The sequence below is a fragment of the Ktedonosporobacter rubrisoli genome (genome assembly GCF_004208415.1).
GTDB lineage: Bacteria > Chloroflexota > Ktedonobacteria > Ktedonobacterales > Ktedonobacteraceae > Ktedonosporobacter > Ktedonosporobacter rubrisoli.
In genome coordinates this window covers 4,838,469-4,857,562 of sequence record NZ_CP035758.1, presented here as the reverse complement: position 1 = coordinate 4,857,562, position 19,094 = coordinate 4,838,469, and the positions used below count along the sequence as shown (strand labels likewise).

Genomic DNA, 19,094 nt, shown 5'->3' with positions numbered 1-19,094 from the left:
GGCAGGAAAGGGTAGCATGTGATTAGTGATTCGGCAAATGGTACTGGCGATAAGCAGTTAAGTGAGCCGCAGGCGACGCTGGCTGTGGCCAGGACAACCTATGATGCCCTGATCCTTGATTCCTTGCAGCGACAAGCTCTGGTTACGGTGCGCTCGCTGGGGAAGCGAGGGCTGAATGTTGCCGCGCTTGAAACGCAAGAGCGCGTGCCGGCCTTTACCTCGCGCTGGTGTCAAAAAGAGATTGTCTGCTCAGCGGAAGAGGGAACCGAGGCATACCTTATCTTTTTAGAGCACTGTCTTGAACAATATGGCGCTCGTGTGCTGATTCCTTCTGCCGATGGCACCATAGCGCTGTTGCGCAAGTACCGAGATCGTCTTGAGCAAAGAGTGAGTCTGGCCCTGGCCAGTGAAGCGGCAATGACCATAGCTGTCAATAAAGAGCTAACCCTGGATATTGCCAGGCGGCTAGGTTTAAACATTCCTCATGGTGTGGAGATAGGGGCCGTAAACGATGTTTCAGCTGCCCTGCGCGAGGTTGGGCTACCAGCCGTAGTGAAGCCTGTTGAATCATGGCTATGGCACGAGCAGCAGGGTGCACGTTTTGTTTCGCGCCTGGTTACCACACCAGATGAAGCCATTCGGGCAGTGGAAGAGTTGACGCACTTTGGTGGTACTGTACTCTTTCAGCAGTTCCTCACCGGTGAGCGGGAGGCCATGAGCTTTCTCTACGCCAGAGGTGAAGTGTATGCCCGTTTTGCTCAATGGGCCAAACGTACGGAACCACCGCTGGGTGGTCAATCGGTATTGCGTCAAAGTATTGCCGTTCCTGAAGATATCGGCGAGCAGGCAGAGAGATTGGTGCGTGAGATCGAGCTAGAGGGCTATTCCGAAGTGGAGTTTCGGCGTGATAGCGCGGGAGTGCCCTATCTCATGGAGATCAATCCGCGTCTCTCGGCCTCGGTTGAAATTGCTGTACGTTCAGGTATTGATTTCCCTTACTTACTCTATCAGTGGGCAAGCGGAGAGCCAATAAATAAAATAAAGCGTTATCGTATTGGCGTATGGATGCGCTACCTTAAAGGGGATATCATGACGACTATCGAGGCGCTGCAGCAGCGTGGCAGACCGGGCGTAACACCTCCTGCACAGGCTGTATTTGGTTTTCTTGCCTCCTTTTTACAACCTATGGGTTATGACTATGTAGATTGGGATGATCCATCTCCTGCCATCAGAGCGGCGACCGACTTCACGCGAAGCTGGGTAGGAGGGGCTATCAAGAAAAGGCTGTCCCGTTTTAGAAGGAGATTTTCGTGAGCGTAGTATCAGATGTAAAAAAAGAGCAACAGCCGGTAGCAGTGGCTCAGTATGATGCTGTAATAGTGGGTGCGGGTCCTTATGGCCTGGCGATGGCGGCGCATCTGCGTGGACGCGGGTTGAAAGTCGCGATCTTTGGCAAGGTCCTGGAGCTCTGGCGTAATCGTATGCCAAAGGGGATGTTCTTGCGTTCTCATTGGTGGGCGACGAATCTCTCAGACCCGCGCAACCAGTATAGCTTTGAGCGTTTCTATAAGGTGTCGCCCTATGAAAAGAGCTACCCTGTACCGATAGAGGCGTTTATTGATTATGTGATGTGGTTTCAACTCCATGCGGTTCCCGATGTTGACGAAACCTATGTGGAGACGGTAGAACGGCAAGGGCAACAGTTTCTGGTTACGCTTGTGGATGGACGAAAAGTGAAGGCGCCAGTTGTGGTGATGGCCATGGGACTGTACTATTATGCCAATCGTCCCGCCGAATATGACCTTTTCCCGGCTGAGCTTGTGACACATTCTTTCGAGCACAGCGATTTTAGTCGTTTTGCTGGCAAACAGATAGCCATAGTTGGGGGAGGACAGAGCGCTGTAGAGTATTCAGCCCTGTTGCATGAGGCCGGAGCTTCTGTGCATCTGGTATCTCGTCGCCCCATCCACTGGCTGGAACCTGACAAATCAGAGGGTCGTTCGCTCATTGAGCAGCTCAAAGAGCCGAATGCTGCCATCTCGACAGGCTGGGAGAGCTGGATGCTTGAATATGTTCCCTACCTGTTTTATCGCTACCCGCAGTACAAGAAAGATAGCTTCCTCGGTTCACACTATAATGCCGCTGCCAACGACTGGCTCCACGATCGCGTAGTCGGCAAAGTTTCCTTGCATGAGAAGCAGGTAGTTAACAAAATGAAGGAAACTGATAATGCACTCAGTATGACGTTATCAAGCGGTGAGCAGTTCGATGTAGATCATGTATTGCTTGCCACCGGCTATAAAGTAGATATTAACAAGTTGCCGATGATCCATCCATCACTGCTCAAGGAGATCCAGGTTGATGATGGTTCTCCCCTTCTCAATCCTTACTTCCAGAGTAGTGTTCCAGGACTCTACTTTGTGGGTCTGTCTTCACTGCGCGCCTTTGGTCCCTTATATCGTTTTGTAGTAGGCAATAAAGCTACAGCACAGCGAGTGACAAGCGCGGTGGTTCGCCAGATTCGGGCGCTAGCGCGTTAGCTAGAGCCCCGCCCAAGCCACTGGCTTGCGAGAGAGAAGTTTTTTATGCGTGAGCGAATACGCCTGTTCCTGGCAACATGTTTTTATTATAGCGGTGTATTAAAAATTGCTCACTGGTGGACGCGCCGTGGAGGGCCGCGCTTGATTATACTGAATTATCATCGAGCTGTAGGCAAGTTTCTACCTGAACAGATGCGCTATTTGCGGCGTCATTACCGCATAATGCATTTAGAGGATGCACTGAATGAATTTTTTGCGCCCACACAGGAGCAGCGTGCAAGGAAAGCTGCACGCGATCGACGTATTCCGCTTGTTTTGACCTTTGATGACGGTTACTTAGATAACTATACTGAAGGCTTGCGGCTGGCCCGCGAGCTAGAGGTACCAATGACAATCTTTCTTGTCCCTGGATATGTGGAAAGTGGAAAGTGTTTCTGGTGGCGGGCAGGCGAGTATCTTGTTAATAGCTCAAAAATCGACAAGGTTATCATTAATGGGCAAGCATATTCTCTGGAACAGCAGAAAGATAGGCTGGCTCTTATAGAAGCTATAAGTTCACATGTATGGCATGCTCAATCTATTGCAGAGCGTGAGCAGTTTCTTGCCGATGTGCAGAAAGCTCTAAACGTAACGTTACCGGAGCGCTCTACGGCTGCTTGCTCTGACACATCTTTACCTTTGTCCTGGAACGAGATTCGTGAGATGGAACAGAGCGGCTGGGTCTCTTTCGGTGCCCATACGATGCATCATCCGGTCTTGAGTTGCTTGAATGATGTTAATGAGGTGCGACGAGAGGTGACGCTTTGTCGTCAAGTGCTTGAAGAGCAGTTGGGCCACCCTATACGCACGTTTGCTTATCCGATTGGCAAGCTAAGGCACATTGGAGATGAAGGCGTGCAGGCTGTCAGAGATGCTGGATATACATGGGCTTTAACTACGATTGAGAAAATCAATGCGCCACAGACCGATCCATATCTGTTGCGACGCCTTCCAGGCGATGAGGATTTGCACTGGTTGCTAATGGCTGCTGAACTTGTCGGTTTGCTTGGCATTTTGTCACGACTCAGGAAGAGACGGTAATGGAAGCAATAGAAGGATCGTTTGCCGCAGGCGAGTTCATGGATGAACAGCCTGCGCAATACGCTACAAAGGAACAAACAATAGGCCACCATAAGAGATATGATGCCCTTGTGCTTGATGCACGGCTACGCCAGTCGTTAGTGACCATACGCTCCCTTGGGGAGCGCGGTATGAATGTCGCCGCCCTGGAGGTTGCCCCCGTATCAACAAGCAGGGAAAATGTGTGCCGACCTTTTCTTCGCGCTGGTGTCAGCATGCCTATCTTGCGCCAGAATATGAGCACGATAAGGAATCATTTTTAGATTACTTGAAGCTTTTATTGAGCCATACCGGAGCGCGAGTTCTCATTGCGTCGGCGGATGGCACATTAGCGGTATTAAGAGAGTATCGACAAGAGCTGGAAGCTCTGACGTATGTTGCCCTGGCCAAAGAGGCGGCCTTAGAGGCAGCCGTTAATAAGACCATAACGTTGCAAATTGCGCAAAAGCTGGGCCTGGGGATTCCGCGCTCGGTGCAGATAAGTAGCGTGGGAGAGATTACGGAGGCCATCAGGGAGATAGGGCTTCCAGCAGTTATCAAGCCTGTCGAGTCCTGGCTGTGGGGGAGTGATGTGCAGGGCGAATTGCAGGGTGTCAGGTTGATATCCAGGCTGGTGACGACGCCTGAAGAGGCCCGAGAAGCGATCGAGGAGCAAACGCAGTTTGGTGGCTCAGCGCTCTTTCAGCAGTTTCTTGCGGGCAGGCGCGAGGCTGTGAACTTCATGTATGCCAATGGCGAAATATATGCGCGCTTTGCTCAGTGGGCCAGGCGCACACATCCGCCCTTAGGAGGAGTATCGGTATATCGGCAGAGCATCGAGATCCCGTCTGATATCGGCGAGCAGGCAGAAAAGCTGGTGCGCGAGATAGAGTTGGAGGGCTATTCCGAAGTAGAGTTTCGGCGTGATAGCGAAGGTAAGCCCTATTTGATGGAGATCAACCCTCGCCTCTCGGCTTCGATCGAGGTAGCGGTGCGTGCCGGAGTTGATTTCCCCTATCTACTCTATCAGTGGGCTAGTGGTGAGAAGATAGATCGGGTGATGGATTATCGTATTGGCGGTTGGATGCGCTTTCTGGAGGGTGATATCTTGACGACTATACAGGCACTATCTCAATACGGAAGACCTGGAGTTGACTCACCAGAACAGGCTATTTTCGACTTTATGGCGGCCTTTTTTGTTCCGTCAGGATATGACTATGTTGATGGGAAGGATCTTCTTCCTGTGTGGACGGCAATGCGCGATGTTGCCTTTCGCGCTCGACAAAAACTGGCGAGTGGAATGTTAAGGAGGACTTTCCGATGAGCTTATCTTTAGAAGTGCAAAAGGGTGAAGCATTTGTGCCTTCTGCCCGCTATGATGCCGTTGTGCTGGGGGCCGGTCCCTATGGTCTTTCTGCCGCAGCTCATCTCAAGGCACAGAACCTCAAGGTAGCAATTTTTGGCAAGCCGATCTATTTCTGGCGTGAACATATGCCAGAAGGAATGCTCTTGCGCTCGTACTGGTGGGCTACGAATCTCTCGGACCCACAAGGAAAATATGGCTTTGACAAATTTTTTGCGCTCCAAGGGATGCAAGGGGCAGATCCCTTGCCTATGAAGACGTTTGTCGAGTATGGCTTATGGTTTCAGCAGAACGCGGTTCCCGAGCTGGATGAGACATATATACAATCAGTCGAGTGGCTGGATGGGAGCTTTTTGCTCACTCTTGAAGATGGGCGTGTGATCCAGAGCCAGAGCGTCGTTATGGCTCCTGGCCTGCAATATTATATGTATACGCCAGCAGAGTATGCCCATATGCCCACGTCTCTGGTCTCGCATTCGGCTATGCATAGAAAACTGAGTAAATTTGCTGGCCAGCGAGTGGTCCTGATCGGCGCGGGCCAGGCCGCTCTGGAGACAGCTGCGCTGCTCGGCGAACAGGGGGCTGAAGTACAACTTATTGCCCGGCATCCCATTCGTTGGATTAATTTCTCAAATGAGAATATCCCGGAGAAGCTAAGAGGCTTACGGGCCCCGCAAGCTGGTATGGGCGAGGGCTGGCTCAACCTGATTCTTGAGAAATATCCCTACGTTTTCCAGCGTTTGCCGCGTAATACAAAAGATCATTTGCTGGCAACCCGCCATGCACCGGCAGGGTCTCACTGGCTCAAGCCACGCGTGGTCGAGAAGATTACGCTTCATGAGGCCGAGAAGGTAGAAAGCGTGACTGAGGCCGGTGAACATGTAAAGCTGAGGCTGAGCAGCGGTACGCTTCTTGAGGCCGATCATGTAATTCTTGGCACAGGCTATCGGGCCGACATAAAACGGCTTTCCATGTTGCAGCCAAATCTGCAGGCCTCTATTCAGTGCTATGACGGTTCGCCGATTCTGAGTACGTACTTTGAAAGCAGTGTGCCGGGCTTGTATTTCATAGGTTACTCGGCAGCTCGCAGCTTTGGCCCTTTTTACCGTTTTGTGATTGGTGACGAGGCAGCTGCCCGAAGAGTAACCCGGGCTATAAGCCGTCGTACTGCCAGTCTGAGCCGGTAACTATTAGCATTTGCTGTGGAGAAGATATTTCTTAACAGGAAAACATCTTCTCGGGGATGGAAGAAGGTCAGTATGCGAAAAATTGCGCTCACTTTCGTTGCGGCTTGTATGTACTATAGTGGTCTTGTCGCGCTGGCTCGCTGGTGGACTAGACGCCAGTCATCCTGCCTGATTGTTTTAAATTATCATCGCGCTTTGGGTGGAGATCTGAGGCGCCAGTTCCTTTACTTGCGCAGACATTATCGCGTTATGCATGTGGAGGCTGCTCTGGAAGAGCTTTATGCGCGGCGCAAAAATGGTCGACGTAGCTATGACAGACGGACTCCACTTGTGCTTACCTTTGATGATGGGTATCGCGATAATTACACCCATGCCTTTGCCCTGGCCCGCGAATTGCAGATCCCTTTTACTATCTATCTGGTTCCTGGCTATATAGAGAGTGGAAGGACTTTCTGGTGGCTAGAGGGTGAGCGCCTGGTGAAGCACGCTCAGGTAAAGGAGGTCACGCTTGATGATCGTTGCTACCATCTGCAGGACCCGCAGGAAAAGGCGGCCCTGGCCCAACTTATCGATGGGCGTGTGCGCTATGCACAAACTGTGGATGAGCGCGAGACATTTCTTGCTATGGTGAGCGAGAAATTGGCAGTTTCCGCGGAGCTTAGTGAGGATGAGATGCTAGCTTTGCCCGTGACCTGGGAGCAGGTGCATGAGATGGAGACAAGCGGTTGGGTCTCCTTTGGCGCTCATACGATGCATCATCCTATTCTTGCTTACCTTAAGGATGCAGCTGAGATGCGGGAGGAGTTAGAATCCTGCTCTGCAGCCCTCGCCGAGCAGTTAGGTCATCCAGTACGTACATTCGCCTATCCAATAGGACAGCTCCAACATATAAGTGATGAAGTGCTAGATGCTGTGCGGCAGGCCGGCTATGATTGGGCTTTTACTACGCGTTACGGTTTTAATCGGCGTAAGGGCTCCTCATACTTGCTAAATCGTGTTGAAGTAGATACCGATCAGCACTGGCTGGTTGTGGCGGCGGAAGCTGCTGGGCTGTGGGGCTTTTTCTCGCGTTTGCGCTGGTTGCCGTTTGTGCGCAAATACCTGACAAATTCGGGCCAGAAGTAAGGGAGGTGAACTGCTGATGTCTGCTACACCATTTTATGTACATCCAACTGCCGAGGTAGAGCCAGGGGCAGAGGTTGGCGCGGGAACGCGCGTCTGGCGCCAGGCCCATATTCGGGCTCAGGCCACGGTAGGCGAAATGTGTAATATTGGCAAAGGCGTTTATATCGAATCCCATGTGCGTATTGGCTCGCGAGTAAAGATTCAGAATCATGTCTCAATTTTTGAAGGCGTGGAAGTGGAAGATGGCGTGTTTATTGGTCCTCATGTTTGCTTTACCAACGATCTCTATCCGCGAGCCATTACGCCCACTGGCCAACTAAAAAGCGCTGACGACTGGGACATTACTCCTACTCTTGTCAAGTATGGGGCCTCGCTTGGTGCCGGATCTGTTATCGTATGCGGTGTGACGATAGGCGAATTTGCGCTTGTTGGGGCTGGATCGGTGGTCACAAAAGACGTTCCTGCCTACGCGCTGGTTCTGGGAAATCCAGCTCGCCAGCATGGCTATGTTTGCCGCTGCGCCAGGCGCCTCGTGGATGTCCATGAGCAAGAGCATAAACTTCTTGGCTGGTGCGAGTTCTGTGCTCAGGTGTGCGAGATAAAAACGTTACCTTGAGCTGAGCATGCATAGAGCCATAAGTTTGCTCACTAAAGGAGTTGACATACTACCGCGCTTCTATGTATCATGAGCTGAGTAAGGGTAATAGTATGTTCAAGCGTGTCTACTGGGTGTTGTAGCTTGATAGAAAGCGGTAGTGTGTCGTGCCCCCAGCTAGTCATTCAGGATCTTTATGGCAGAGCTCATTAAGCGATCTGGCGAATATTGTGCAACATATTCGTCGTCGGCGTGCATTTGGGCGCCTCTCCTTGCGCAACACCGAACGGTTAGGTATTGTGCACCTCTATTTTCGGGCCGGCAAGCTGATACATATTGTTGGCAATCATGGTGATGGGCGCTCTCTCTTACAAGGACTCAAAACCTGGACGCGTGGGACAGTGCGTTTCGAAGGGAGCGTTACGCCCAACGAGGCCACAATAGGCGCTGAGCATGAACAACTCTTCGAAGAAGTACTGGCTTATCTACAAGCGCATGGCATCGTAACAAAGCCTGTGCCAGCACGCGTTATTGAAAGTAGCTTGATTGCGGACCACAATGCGCGACTACTGATAACACCCTGGGAATGGCGAGTACTGGTCGAAGCTACGCGGCGCGTCTCGATGGCGGTTGCACGCCTGGTAGGTCCACAGGAGGCCTTGCGGGTACTACAGGATATTATCGACGATTGTTCCACTTCTTTTCCAGCTTTTGCTAGTTTAAAAATTGCCCCAACTGGCTATCTACAAGTTCTCGATCGTTCGCATCTAGATCGCCTGTCTCGCGAAGATATTTTTGAGGGCTTTAGTGCCCTTATTGCTATTTGCCAGTGTTTCTGCTCTTCCTTGATCGGAGAAAAAGCAGCTCAACGACTCATTATCCAGGCTTTACAGGATGTTGGCCCCGTTCTGGTTCATCTAGGGATATTACAAATGGATATCCGTCTGTTACCGAGTGGTCACTGATAGAGCAGCTTTATAGGCTCCCGTTAGAAGAACGAGAGGCTTAGCTCTACCATAATATTAGTCAAAATAGGCTAAATATAATTACTGAATTGTTGTGTATATATAGAAATATATGCTTAAATTATGAAATGGTGATTGACACTATACTAGGAAAGGCTGTAATATCTCGTATTATATCCAATAAAAATAATGAATATCATCAGCAAGCTTGATAGATATTCAGTAAGGTTGCTAGAGACATGAAGAATACGACTAATAGATCCTCTCATGTGAATTACTTTGCTGAAGTAACGTTGGCGCTCATTCGTATTCGCGATACGCGCGGCTCCGGCCGACTTTCAATTCGTAATAATGAGCGTGTTGGGCTGGCTCATTTATACTTTAAAGATGCGCGTCTTATCCATGTTACCGGAAATAAAAAAGATGGAGAAGCTGTTTTACAAGAGTTGCTTAACTGGACACGGGGTTTTGTGCGTTTTGATTCTGAAAGTACTGTAGATTATGAGGATATAACTTGGCAGCAGGCTGAGATTTTTGCGCGTTGGTTAGCTTTACTGGAAATGCATGGGGCAATACATGGTGTGGCGCGGACTAAACTTGAGGGCTTAGGGCAGCAGCTTATGGAGAAGTTGCCGCGCAAGCCTATCTCCCTGCCATTAATGGTGGAAAATTATGAGGAGCGCGATCGTAGCGTGCAGCTTAATGAAAGCCTGCAACAATTGGTTGAACGAGCCTTGCCCAGCGAACAGCGCGAACAGCTGTCGCGGCTCTCGCAGGTGACGGCTCAATATGTTGATGAGTTAGTACAGCAGGCTGGTCGCGTGACAAAAGAGATAACGAAGCATGCCAGGCTCTTGCGCTCTCATCGGGCCAATTCTGTAGAATCAAGGCCGGCCAAGCCTGTTGAGGAGAGCACTTCATAACGGTTTGTCTGACTCACTAGTCTGTCGCCAGGCAGCCGGATAAACAGAAAGCCATAAAAAAGCAGCGTCTGAAGAATATCTCTTGACGCTGCTTTTCCGTCCTCTCTTCAGGACTGAAACCTGCTATTAAAATCGCTGTGGATGGCGCTTTTTCCACATACGAAAATCACAATAACAGGTTAGCAGGGGGAGGCACAGGCATGAAGCAATTCCCCTCCATTCAAAAACTCGGCAATGATAGATGGGAAAATTTAACAACTAAACAGCCACAGACTTTTTTGTTTAAAAATTCCCAATGGTAGCATCATACTCCTCGCGAAATTACATGAGTGTGAATGTATGAGGCCATAAGCCAAGAATATAAGCATCTTCAGTAAGGTTACACGTCTCCGTACATTGCTCAATAAACATTGATAATTCCTCAATAACCACTCAGAACAAGTCATCGAATTATCATATATTCTTGCGTTAAGATTTCATATTAATCCTTAGATACGTTTATGCCGCTTCTCCTAGTACCTCTTCTCCTAATCTGTTTGACTTTTTCTTTGCTTTATGTTATAAACATTTACATCTCCTGCTATAGTTTCTAAAAAAGGAGGTGATGGATTTTCCCGAAAAAGTCTATCTTTATCTTATTTTATCCAAATAGTCATGCTCTGTGTTATAGAGGGATTTTGCATCCTATCAGGGCAGAAAAACATACAGCAGCTATATTTAATAAATAAGACATGAGATAGATCAAAAAATTGAAGGATGCAGAAAGAAGATTACTGGATCAAGAGGGTCTACTATTCTAGCTGTAGTCCAGAAGAAGAGACGCGACGCCCTATTAAAAAGTTTGGCGACTTCAAGAGAGCGTCGTGAGCGGAATTTACCGCATGCCCATAGTATATCTATCACTAAAAATTGAAGGACCAAGACAAGGGATGAGCCTTTTCAACACTCATCTCAGGAAAGGATTTCTGTGAGAAGATTTGCTTTGGCAACCTTTGTTGCAGTATGCTTAGTATTAACTATCTCTTTCGGTGCATCAGCATCAGGCATACAGACTTTTAAGTCCTCACATGCCATTACGTTTAAACATCATCCAGGCACTATTCACCCTGACGCAACCTGCAGCGTCAATCAGTCAGGGAGATTAAATGGTAATTCGCTTACCGTTACTGCCACTCTCGCTTGCGATGAACAGTTTGTTGGAACTCTCAATACCGTGGCCAAGCACTGTGCTTTCTTATGTCTCTACTACGATCAAACTGTTAATATCCTCTCCTGCAATGTGACAACAAACAACCCGACATGTGTTGGAAGTGGTATTATAGCAGCATCTGGGCGATGGGATGTCACAACTACAGGATGGGCGGTAGTGGCTGACGGAGGTACAGGCTCAGGTTCTACTACAGCAAGTATTAACAAATAATCCACTATTAGATTCTCTTTAGCAGTGTTCAGAGAAATTGAGCCGCAACGCTAATGAACCAACAGAGTTCTGAGGAATCGAGGTTTCCTGAACACTGCTCTAGGGTTTGAAAGATATTAGCAAACTTTAGATATTTCATGCTATTTATAGCAGGAGGACACCATGCAAAACAACATTATGGACATCGCATATACGCTCTCCGGCGATATAAAACGGGTGACAGAAGTTGCCTGGTCGTCTGATGGTTCCAAACTGGCCTCAGGAGCGCGTGATGGTACGGTTTGCATCTGGGATGGGGCAAATGGAGTACTACAACACAAATTGATCGGCCATAAGAAAAGTGTATCGGCGATAGCATGGTCACCTGATAATGTACAACTGGCTTCAGGTTCGCTCGATACGACCATCAGGATATGGGATAACATAACTGGAACTTGCAAATACATTCTCACTAACCATCGTAAAGCCATAACGACGCTGGCCTGGTCCTCTGATGGCGCTCGTCTGGCTTCGGGATCAGATGATAGGGTAATCTATCTCTGGGATGGGACAACTGGTAGGCAATGGTTTGTGATTGCGCTGAGAGAGAGAATTACAAAGCTTGCCTGGTCACGTGATGACAAACTGCTCTCTTTCTCCCCCAGCAAAACCATCACAATATGGAGGATCATACCCCGGCCAGATTCCTCTCCAGGCCAGCAGATCTTCGAGTCGTCATCGACTTTACAGACTCGTAGAGAGGGAGAAGAGGGATAGTACCCTGGCTCCTAAAGGATATCATCGTCTTTTTTCCTTACCATTAATGGTAGAAAATTATGAGGAGCGCGATCGTAGCGTGCAGCTTAATGAAAGCCTGCAACAATTGGTTGAGCGAGCCTTGCCCAGCGCACAGCGCGAACAGCTGTCGCGGCTCTCGCAGGTGACGGCTCAATATGTTGATGAGTTAGTGCAGCAGGCTGGTTGCGTGACAAAAGAGATAACGAAGCATGCCAGGCTCTTGCGCTCTCATCGGGCCAATTCTGTAGAATCAAGGCCGGCCAAGCCTGTTGAGGAGAGCACTTCATAACGGTTTGTCTGACTCACTAGTCTGTTGCCAGGCAGCCGGATAAACAGAAAGCCATAAAAAAGCAGCGTCAAGAGATATTCTTGAGACGCTGCTTTTTCCGTCCTCTCTTCAGGTAAGAAAACCTGCTATTGCAATCGCTGTGGATGGCGCTTTTTCCCAAACACGAAAATCATGATACAAGGATGAGGTTAAATACCAGCACCTAAAAGGCAAGTAAGAAAAAATAATACGCACAAGAGAGGATTAAGCGCCTTCGCCTGCATCTTTGTTTTTCCGCTTCTCTTCCATCTCTCTCTTCATATAGTCTTCTGATACATCCTCAAATAAATCAGTTGCAGGCACTTGCAACGCTTTTGCAATCTTATTAATTGTCTCGCTGTTAATTGATCGGTAGGGATTTCTGTAACAAGCTTTGATGACTCCATACGCGACTTCGCTTCGATGTGACAAAAGCGTCATGGACATTTTTTGCTGTTGGGCCAACTCTTTCATCCGCAGGCGGAGCATGTATATTCCTCATTCGTGATTTTCTTTCACTATACAGCCAGATATCAATTTACGGAACTATATTTCTTGCTCTATATTTCTTGCTCTATATTTCTGTCTCTATACTTCTTGCTGTATATTTGCAGCTATATTGGCCATTTGCTCTTTTTATGGTACTCTTTCTTTGGAAGTTCGCTAGTGCAGTAAAGGAAAGAAAGATGGCTCTATCAGACATTGCCCGTATTCGGGAGCAAATCACCTTAGAGTACCAGGCAGCTCAACGTGTCTTTCGGGAACCAGCGATAGTTTCACGCCACGACTTTATAGAGCAACGACAAGTTCAATTAGGGAAATATTTTGCAGAGTTGAGAAAATACCTCAGCCCCGAGCAAGCGTTAGAAGTATTTATTGGTGTGGAGAAGGAGAAAGTGTGTGAGCCGCAGAAAAAAGACTAATCGAAAATACCCACATATGTAAAATCATTAAGTTCCCCTCACTCATCCTCACTGTAGAAATGGTACAGATAGTTCAGGAATCGTTAGCAGTTGCCGCAGCCTGGTTTGTAGTAACCCCAGTGAAGCATATCCATTTTTCATTTGGCGCGAGAACACTCATAGCGTTGCAGCAGAAATTTCAGGCAATGATATTGGAAGATAGGATTGGGCGGCCAGTTCCCTTAGATTATAATGAGGTTATCCTCTTGCAAGCATCGTTGTTTTTGTACAAGAAGAGATTACAAGCGAGTACCATCATGAATACGAAAGAAGCACAGCAGCTTTGTGAAGAAATCTGCCAGCAATTGCCGAAAACCCCCTTAAAGTTAGCAGATCTTCAATTTAAGTAGACGGAATAGTGGAGAAGGGTGGGCTGCAAGTCAGCGGGCTTTCTTGCAGACCCAGACTGTCAATGACCCCCGGCGGGATCGCCGGAGGCTTGCAAAGCCTTCATTGACTAGCCTGAGCCCCTTGCTGGGCTACGTTGGAGAGGTCAGGATACCTCCAGGTGCCTACTCTAGCCTGGAGCGTGCGACCCGTTCACGCGAAACCGTGACAACACGGGGGATGCGTGGCAAAGTCTTGTACTTTGACAACTTGATAGTCGATGTTGGGTGAGGCACAAGCCAATTCCCAACCCTGTGTGAACTAGGATAAACCTCTCCCCCAGGGTAGCGACTGACCCTCAATCCCTGAAGCGGGGAGAAACAAGGAGTCACCTGAACCCAACAGGGAAAACTTGCTGGAAGGTTGCTATGGAGAGCGCAAGCGAAGTACATTGATTCATCGTGACTAGAGACAAGCCTACGTGGGTTATTGGCTTGACCAAAATGGTGAAGGATAAGGGCCTGGCTTAGCTTCAACGACCAGGGTTCACCCAAAGAAACCCGGTGAAAAGTACCATCCTAACGCAACGTAAAACGACTATCAGGAACGAGGAACCAGCATCATTGCTCTCTCAGACGGTCGATACTGAGAGCAGGGAGTCACCCGCAAGCATGATGCTGGCAGGATTGTCTCAAAAGCCAACGCCTGGGGTAATGCTCAGGATACGCTGACAGAGACACGATAATCTGGAAGGTAGAGACTCAAGGAGAGGTTCAAAAGCTATGAGCATGCCAATGTATAGATGGGAACTCCTGGACTGGGAAACCATAGAACGCCAGGTGTTCAAGCTTCAAAAGCGTATCTACCAAGCCTCGCAGCGTGGCGATGTCAAGGCAGTCCACAGCTTACAAAAACTCTTGATGAATTCCTGGTCGGCCAAATGCCTGGCTGTACGCAGAGTCACACAAGACAACCAAGGCAAGAAAACAGCCGGAGTAGACGGAGTGAAATCGCTTCGCCCGCAACAACGAATGGCTCTTGTCGGATACCTCAAGCTCATACCAAAAGCTCGACCGGTGAGACGGGTCTGGATACCCAAGCCCGGAACACAGGAAAAACGTGGTCTGGGGATTCCTGTCATGTATGACCGCGCCCTCCAAGCTCTTGTGAAACTCACACTGGAACCCGAATGGGAGGCAAAGTTTGAACCGAACTCTTACGGCTTTCGACCAGGACGCTCATGCCATGATGCCGTTGAAGCCATTTTCCACTGTATCAGTCAGAAGGAGAAATATGTCCTGGATGCAGATATAGCAAAATGCGTGCGCCGTGACAGTCACCACGGCATCCCCGAAATGATCGGGAGAGATTAGGAGGAACATCTCTAGGTTAACCAGCCTACCTGGAATCGAAAGAGGAAGGGGAAAGCAGCATGCTGGTAACGCGAGGAACAGAGACACGATGCCCAATCTATTGCCTCGCAAGACCTGTGTGATATGGCGAAAGGTAGACTCCCTGAAGCCCAATTCCGACGGTTTATGCGATAGCCTATCCCTACGGCATCTGAACGGGATACTGATCTATGCAGAGGCATAAGCATTTGGTCACTGCAACCTCCTGAGATCAGGTCAACTCACAATGAGCGAGGAAACGGAATGAGTGGGCCGCCTAAGTCACATGATGTGCCGTAGTGGTAAAGCACGGGATGGCCTAAAAGCGGCGACGCTCAAGGCTACAGAGTTCTCATGGTACTCGGCGGAGTTACGACCGCCCAAGGAGTCGGGGAAAGCCCGATACAGGGGGACGGAGAACAGGGAATCCTCAACTTGGACAAAGGGAGGTGCGTGTGATGCGCTCAGCCGAAACGGTGTTACAAGTTATTCGAGACAGAGGCAAGCGAGGGTTGTTACTAGAAGAAGATGTCTATCGACAGCTTTTCAATCCGAATCTGTATCTCCTGGCGTACAGTCGCATCTACAAAAATGATGGAGCACTGACGCCGGGAGTGACAAAGGAAACGGCTGATGGAATGTCCATGAAGAAAGTCGAAGCTATCATCGAGCAGTTACGCTATGAACGGTTTCGATGGACACCAGTACGGCGCGTGGAAATTCCGAAGAAAAACGGAAAGAAGCGCCCATTAGGGCTACCAACATGGACAGATAAATTGGTTCAAGAAGTCATCAGGCTCATCCTTGAGGCATTTACGAACCGCAGTTTTCCAACAGCAGTCATGGTTTCCGGCCAGAACGCGGGTGCCACAGCGCACTCACAACCATTGATCGGACCTGGCAGGGAACCAAGTGGTTTCTGGAAGGCGACATACGCGGCTGTTTTGATCATATCGATCATGACGTGCTGATGGAGATTCTTCGAGAGAAAATCAAAGACAATCGTTTCCTCAGACTCATCGAAAATCTGCTCAAGGCAGGATATTGTGAAGAATGGAGCTACCGCCCAAGGCTGAGCGGAACGCCACAGGGCGGGATTGTCTCGCCAATCCTCAGCAATATCTATCTTGACCAGTTGGACAAATTTGTCGAACAGACCCTCATTCCAGAACATACGCGAGGTCAAAGGCGGGCCGAGAACAAGGACTACGCCAAACTTCAAAAGCTCGCATGGTATCACAGGAAAGCGGGACATGAAGAGCGGGCACATGAACTGGAACTCCTGTACCAGCGCATGCCCTCCAAAGATGTCAACGATCCTGACTACAGAAGGTTGTCCTACCTACGCTACGCGGACGACTTTTTGCTGGCTTTCATCGGGCCAATCGCAGAGGCAAAAACCATCAAGGAAAAACTGAGCACTTTCCTCAAAGAAAAGCTCAAACTCGACCTCTCTGAAGAGAAGACCTTGATTACGCATGCCCAAACGGAAACAGCGAAGTTTCTAGGGTATCACATACGGGTTCAACAGGAAGATACCAAACACACTGAGGGGAGACGATTAGTGAATGGTATTGTTGGGCTTCGTGTCCCTCCACAATTTGTGGAAGAAAAGAGCGCCCTCTACATGAGGCATGGAAAACCCACGCATCGACCTGAACTGCTAGATGAAGATGATTTTACCATCATCAGCCTTTACCAGTCAGAATACAGGGGATACGTTCAATATTACACACTGGCCCAAAATGTCGCGTGGCTGAACAATGTGAGAACAGTGATGAGACTCTCATTACTGAAAACGCTCGCGAACAAGCACAAGACCAGCGTGGCCCGCATACGCGCCAAGTACCAGAAAACAGTGAGGCTCCCACAAGGCCCCCGGAAATGTCTTGAAATCACTGTCGAACGGGAAGGCAAGAAACCACTGGTTGCCCGATTTGGAGGAATACCACTCCAACGCGACCTGAAAACCCAGATACAAGACCTCCCAACCGAACGCAGACCACCGACCAGAAGCGAACTTCTCAAGCGACTGCTGGCGGATACCTGCGAGGTCTGTGGGGCAGTGGGAAACATCGAGGTTCACCACATTCATGCACTCAAAGACCTCAAGGTGAAAGGCAGGAAAGTCATGCCGCTCTGGATGCAGATTATGTCTGCACGAAGACGGAAAACCTTAATGGTCTGTAAACCTTGCCACATGGCGATCCAATATGGCAAACCGGGAACGAACCATGTCTCGAAGTAGGATACTGGAGAGCCGGATGCATCGAAAGGCGCAAGTCCGGTTCGGAGGGAGCCAGACGAAAAAGGAGCAGCAATGCCACCTCGTCGGCTGGCTACCCACTTTCGACCGCATCAATCATCAGGCATTGTTAGAAAAGCTAGCAACATTCCCGACCATCAGACAGATAATTAAATCCTGGCTGAAAGCGGGCATGATGGAAAATGAAACCCTCTTTCCGACAAAAGAGGGAACACCGCAAGGTGGTGTTATTTCTTCACTTTTAGAGAATATCGCGCTACACGGACTAGAAACATGTATCAAAGCATCTTTCCCTGCATCAAAAACGATAAAAGGGGAAACTACTGACAATTGGAAACCAACTGTTATACGTTATGCAGACGATTTTCTGATTCTACACCGAGATAGAGCGGTTATCGAGCAATGCAAAGAGCTAACGAATACAAGGTTAAAAGGCATGGGTTTAGAACTGAAACCAAGCAAAACGAAGATCACCCATACCCTAGAGCAATACCAGGGACAAGTGGGCTTTGATTTTCTAGGGTGGCATGTCCGACAATATCCGGTTGGAAAGAACCGATCTGCAATCGTTGGAGGCTCTAGAAAACTCCTCGGTTTCAAGACCTTCATCAAACCGAGTCAAGAAGCTGTCAAAGGACATATGGTTGCAACGAGAGAGGTCATCAGACACAATCGGGCCGCCCCCCAGGGAAAGGTTATCAAAGAACTCAACCCGATTATCAAGGGGTGGACCAACTATCATCGTACTGTTGTGTCAAAAGAAACCTGCAACAGATGCGACCATCTCCTCTACCTTCAATTGGCATCCTGGGCAGGATACAGACATCCCAATAAAGGGAAACGCTGGATTGCCCAGAAATACTGGCATGTTCATGACGGGCAAGGATGGAAGTTTTCCGATGGGAAATCCAAGCTCTGGAACCACTCACAAACAGCCATCCAACGCCATGCGAAAGTACGAGGAGCAGCCAGCCCTTACGACGGTAATCTGCTCTACTGGAGCCAACGGCTACACAAACACCCCATGATGAATGGGATAAAAGCCAAATTGTTACAGAAACAAGGCGGCAAATGTCGTTGGTGCGAACTGCTCTTTAAAGATGGGGACATTATAGAAGTAGATCACATCACCCCGAAAAGTGAAGGAGGCGGGGAAGAATTGAGTAACAAATTTGCCCTTCATCGACATTGCCATGATGACCGACACGCAAAACGTGTCAACGGTACCTCTGACAAAGGCTATATCCTTGAGGAGCCGTGTGAGGTGAAAATCTCAAGCACGGTTTTGCAGACGAGCGCAGGAGGTGACTCTTGCGCTTAGTTCAACAGCAGACCCGGATGGAACACGCATTGGAGAAATCGCATCTACTGGATGCATGCTGCATCAGTGGGAACCCCTGGCGTGCTCCGATGGCACCTGGCACCAGATGAAGTTCGTCCGGCGCAATAACCGCCAACTCCACAAAGCGACGATCAGGAAAGGTGGCCTGCGGCAAAGAAACACCGCTCCCAAATACGTGCGGGGCTTTCGCCTCTTCGACTGCGTGCGCTATCAGGGGAAAAGCTGCTTTGTCTTTGGGCGAAGGAGTACAGGCTACTTTGATCTGAGAAAACTTGATGGGACCAAAGTGCATGCGAGTGCGAGCGCTAGACACCTGACACTCATGCAAAGAGCCTCGGCCTGTTTAATTGAAAGGAGAAGCGGCATTCCTCCCACGGCTGAACCCGTGGATATCCTGCCGCCGAAGCCATGAAGTTACCAAGGAACGACAAATGTGCAGTCCCTGGTACCTAGCGTAAACGTGACACCTATGGCCAGCTGAGGGATACCCAAATCAAATGGAGTTT

General features: G+C 49.2%; 17 protein-coding genes and 2 pseudogenes. 18 read left to right on the top strand and 1 reads right to left on the bottom strand.

The features are described from left to right. Positions 1-18 precede the first annotated feature (18 nt). From EPA93_RS21240 to EPA93_RS21190, 12 genes are all read left to right on the top strand, one after another. Positions 19-1,314 (top strand): carboxylate--amine ligase, encoded by a 1,296-nt coding sequence (locus tag EPA93_RS21240; RefSeq protein WP_129889439.1) that lies wholly within the window; start codon positions 19-21, stop codon positions 1,312-1,314. Further along, on the top strand, positions 1,311-2,540 hold the full coding sequence (locus EPA93_RS21235; RefSeq protein WP_129889438.1) for an NAD(P)-binding domain-containing protein: 1,230 nt from the start codon (positions 1,311-1,313) through the stop codon (positions 2,538-2,540). The genes EPA93_RS21240 and EPA93_RS21235 overlap by 4 nt, the downstream gene beginning before the upstream one ends. 45 nt (positions 2,541-2,585) lie before the next feature. Then, positions 2,586-3,620: a polysaccharide deacetylase family protein gene (locus EPA93_RS21230; RefSeq protein ID WP_129889437.1), complete on the top strand. Its 1,035-nt coding sequence runs from the start codon at positions 2,586-2,588 to the stop codon at positions 3,618-3,620. Next, positions 3,620-3,922 (top strand): hypothetical protein, encoded by a 303-nt coding sequence (locus tag EPA93_RS48525; RefSeq protein ID WP_165423295.1) that lies wholly within the window; start codon positions 3,620-3,622, stop codon positions 3,920-3,922. The genes EPA93_RS21230 and EPA93_RS48525 overlap by 1 nt, the downstream gene beginning before the upstream one ends. After that, complete coding sequence (locus EPA93_RS21225; protein WP_165423294.1) at positions 3,844-4,962, top strand: carboxylate--amine ligase; 1,119 nt, start codon at positions 3,844-3,846, stop codon at positions 4,960-4,962. Before EPA93_RS48525 ends, EPA93_RS21225 begins: the two co-directional genes overlap by 79 nt. Then, complete coding sequence (locus EPA93_RS21220) at positions 4,959-6,188, top strand: NAD(P)-binding domain-containing protein (RefSeq protein ID WP_129889435.1); 1,230 nt, start codon at positions 4,959-4,961, stop codon at positions 6,186-6,188. Before EPA93_RS21225 ends, EPA93_RS21220 begins: the two co-directional genes overlap by 4 nt. A 72-nt stretch (positions 6,189-6,260) precedes the next feature. Then, complete coding sequence (locus EPA93_RS21215; protein WP_129889434.1) at positions 6,261-7,313, top strand: polysaccharide deacetylase family protein; 1,053 nt, start codon at positions 6,261-6,263, stop codon at positions 7,311-7,313. Between the two features lie 16 nt (positions 7,314-7,329). Beyond that, positions 7,330-7,929, top strand: coding sequence for an acyltransferase (locus EPA93_RS50450; RefSeq protein ID WP_129889433.1), 600 nt, complete (start codon positions 7,330-7,332; stop codon positions 7,927-7,929). Positions 7,930-8,075: 146 nt separating this feature from the next. Beyond that, on the top strand, positions 8,076-8,873 hold the full coding sequence (locus tag EPA93_RS21205; RefSeq protein WP_129889432.1) for a DUF4388 domain-containing protein: 798 nt from the start codon (positions 8,076-8,078) through the stop codon (positions 8,871-8,873). A 239-nt stretch (positions 8,874-9,112) separates the two neighbouring features. Beyond that, positions 9,113-9,796, top strand: coding sequence for a DUF4388 domain-containing protein (locus EPA93_RS21200; protein WP_129889431.1), 684 nt, complete (start codon positions 9,113-9,115; stop codon positions 9,794-9,796). Positions 9,797-11,378: 1,582 nt separating this feature from the next. Further along, positions 11,379-11,972, top strand: coding sequence for a WD40 repeat domain-containing protein (locus tag EPA93_RS21195; RefSeq protein ID WP_129889430.1), 594 nt, complete (start codon positions 11,379-11,381; stop codon positions 11,970-11,972). A 79-nt stretch (positions 11,973-12,051) separates the two neighbouring features. Further along, the gene (locus EPA93_RS21190; protein ID WP_129889429.1) at positions 12,052-12,282 is read left to right on the top strand and encodes a hypothetical protein; all 231 of its coding nucleotides are present in this window, start codon (positions 12,052-12,054) and stop codon (positions 12,280-12,282) included. A 243-nt stretch (positions 12,283-12,525) separates the two neighbouring features. On the opposite strand, the gene EPA93_RS21185 is transcribed toward EPA93_RS21190, so the two are convergent. Then, positions 12,526-12,789 carry a helix-turn-helix domain-containing protein gene (locus tag EPA93_RS21185; RefSeq protein WP_129889428.1) on the bottom strand — a complete coding sequence of 88 codons (264 nt, stop codon included), beginning with the start codon at positions 12,787-12,789 and terminating at the stop codon, positions 12,526-12,528. Positions 12,790-12,986: 197 nt separating this feature from the next. Between EPA93_RS21185 and EPA93_RS21180 the strand changes: the two genes are divergently transcribed. From EPA93_RS21180 to EPA93_RS21155, 6 genes and pseudogenes are all read left to right on the top strand, one after another. Continuing rightward, entirely contained in the window at positions 12,987-13,223 is a 237-nt protein-coding gene (locus tag EPA93_RS21180) for a hypothetical protein (RefSeq protein WP_129889427.1), read from the top strand. 432 nt (positions 13,224-13,655) lie between these two features. Then, a complete protein-coding gene (locus tag EPA93_RS21175; protein WP_129889426.1) occupies positions 13,656-13,880 on the top strand; it encodes a hypothetical protein in 225 nt (74 codons plus the stop codon). A gap of 491 nt (positions 13,881-14,371) precedes the next feature. Then, positions 14,372-14,929, top strand: a pseudogene (locus tag EPA93_RS21170) (reverse transcriptase N-terminal domain-containing protein); the annotation flags it as partial. Positions 14,930-15,438: 509 nt separating this feature from the next. After that, positions 15,439-17,228, top strand: a pseudogene (locus EPA93_RS21165) (reverse transcriptase/maturase family protein). Positions 17,229-17,244: 16 nt separating this feature from the next. Further along, positions 17,245-18,567, top strand: coding sequence for a group II intron reverse transcriptase (locus EPA93_RS21160; protein ID WP_242527461.1), 1,323 nt, complete (start codon positions 17,245-17,247; stop codon positions 18,565-18,567). Then, a complete protein-coding gene (locus tag EPA93_RS21155) occupies positions 18,551-19,000 on the top strand; it encodes a hypothetical protein (protein ID WP_129889423.1) in 450 nt (149 codons plus the stop codon). The genes EPA93_RS21160 and EPA93_RS21155 overlap by 17 nt, the downstream gene beginning before the upstream one ends. The last annotated feature ends 94 nt before the right edge of the window (positions 19,001-19,094 follow it).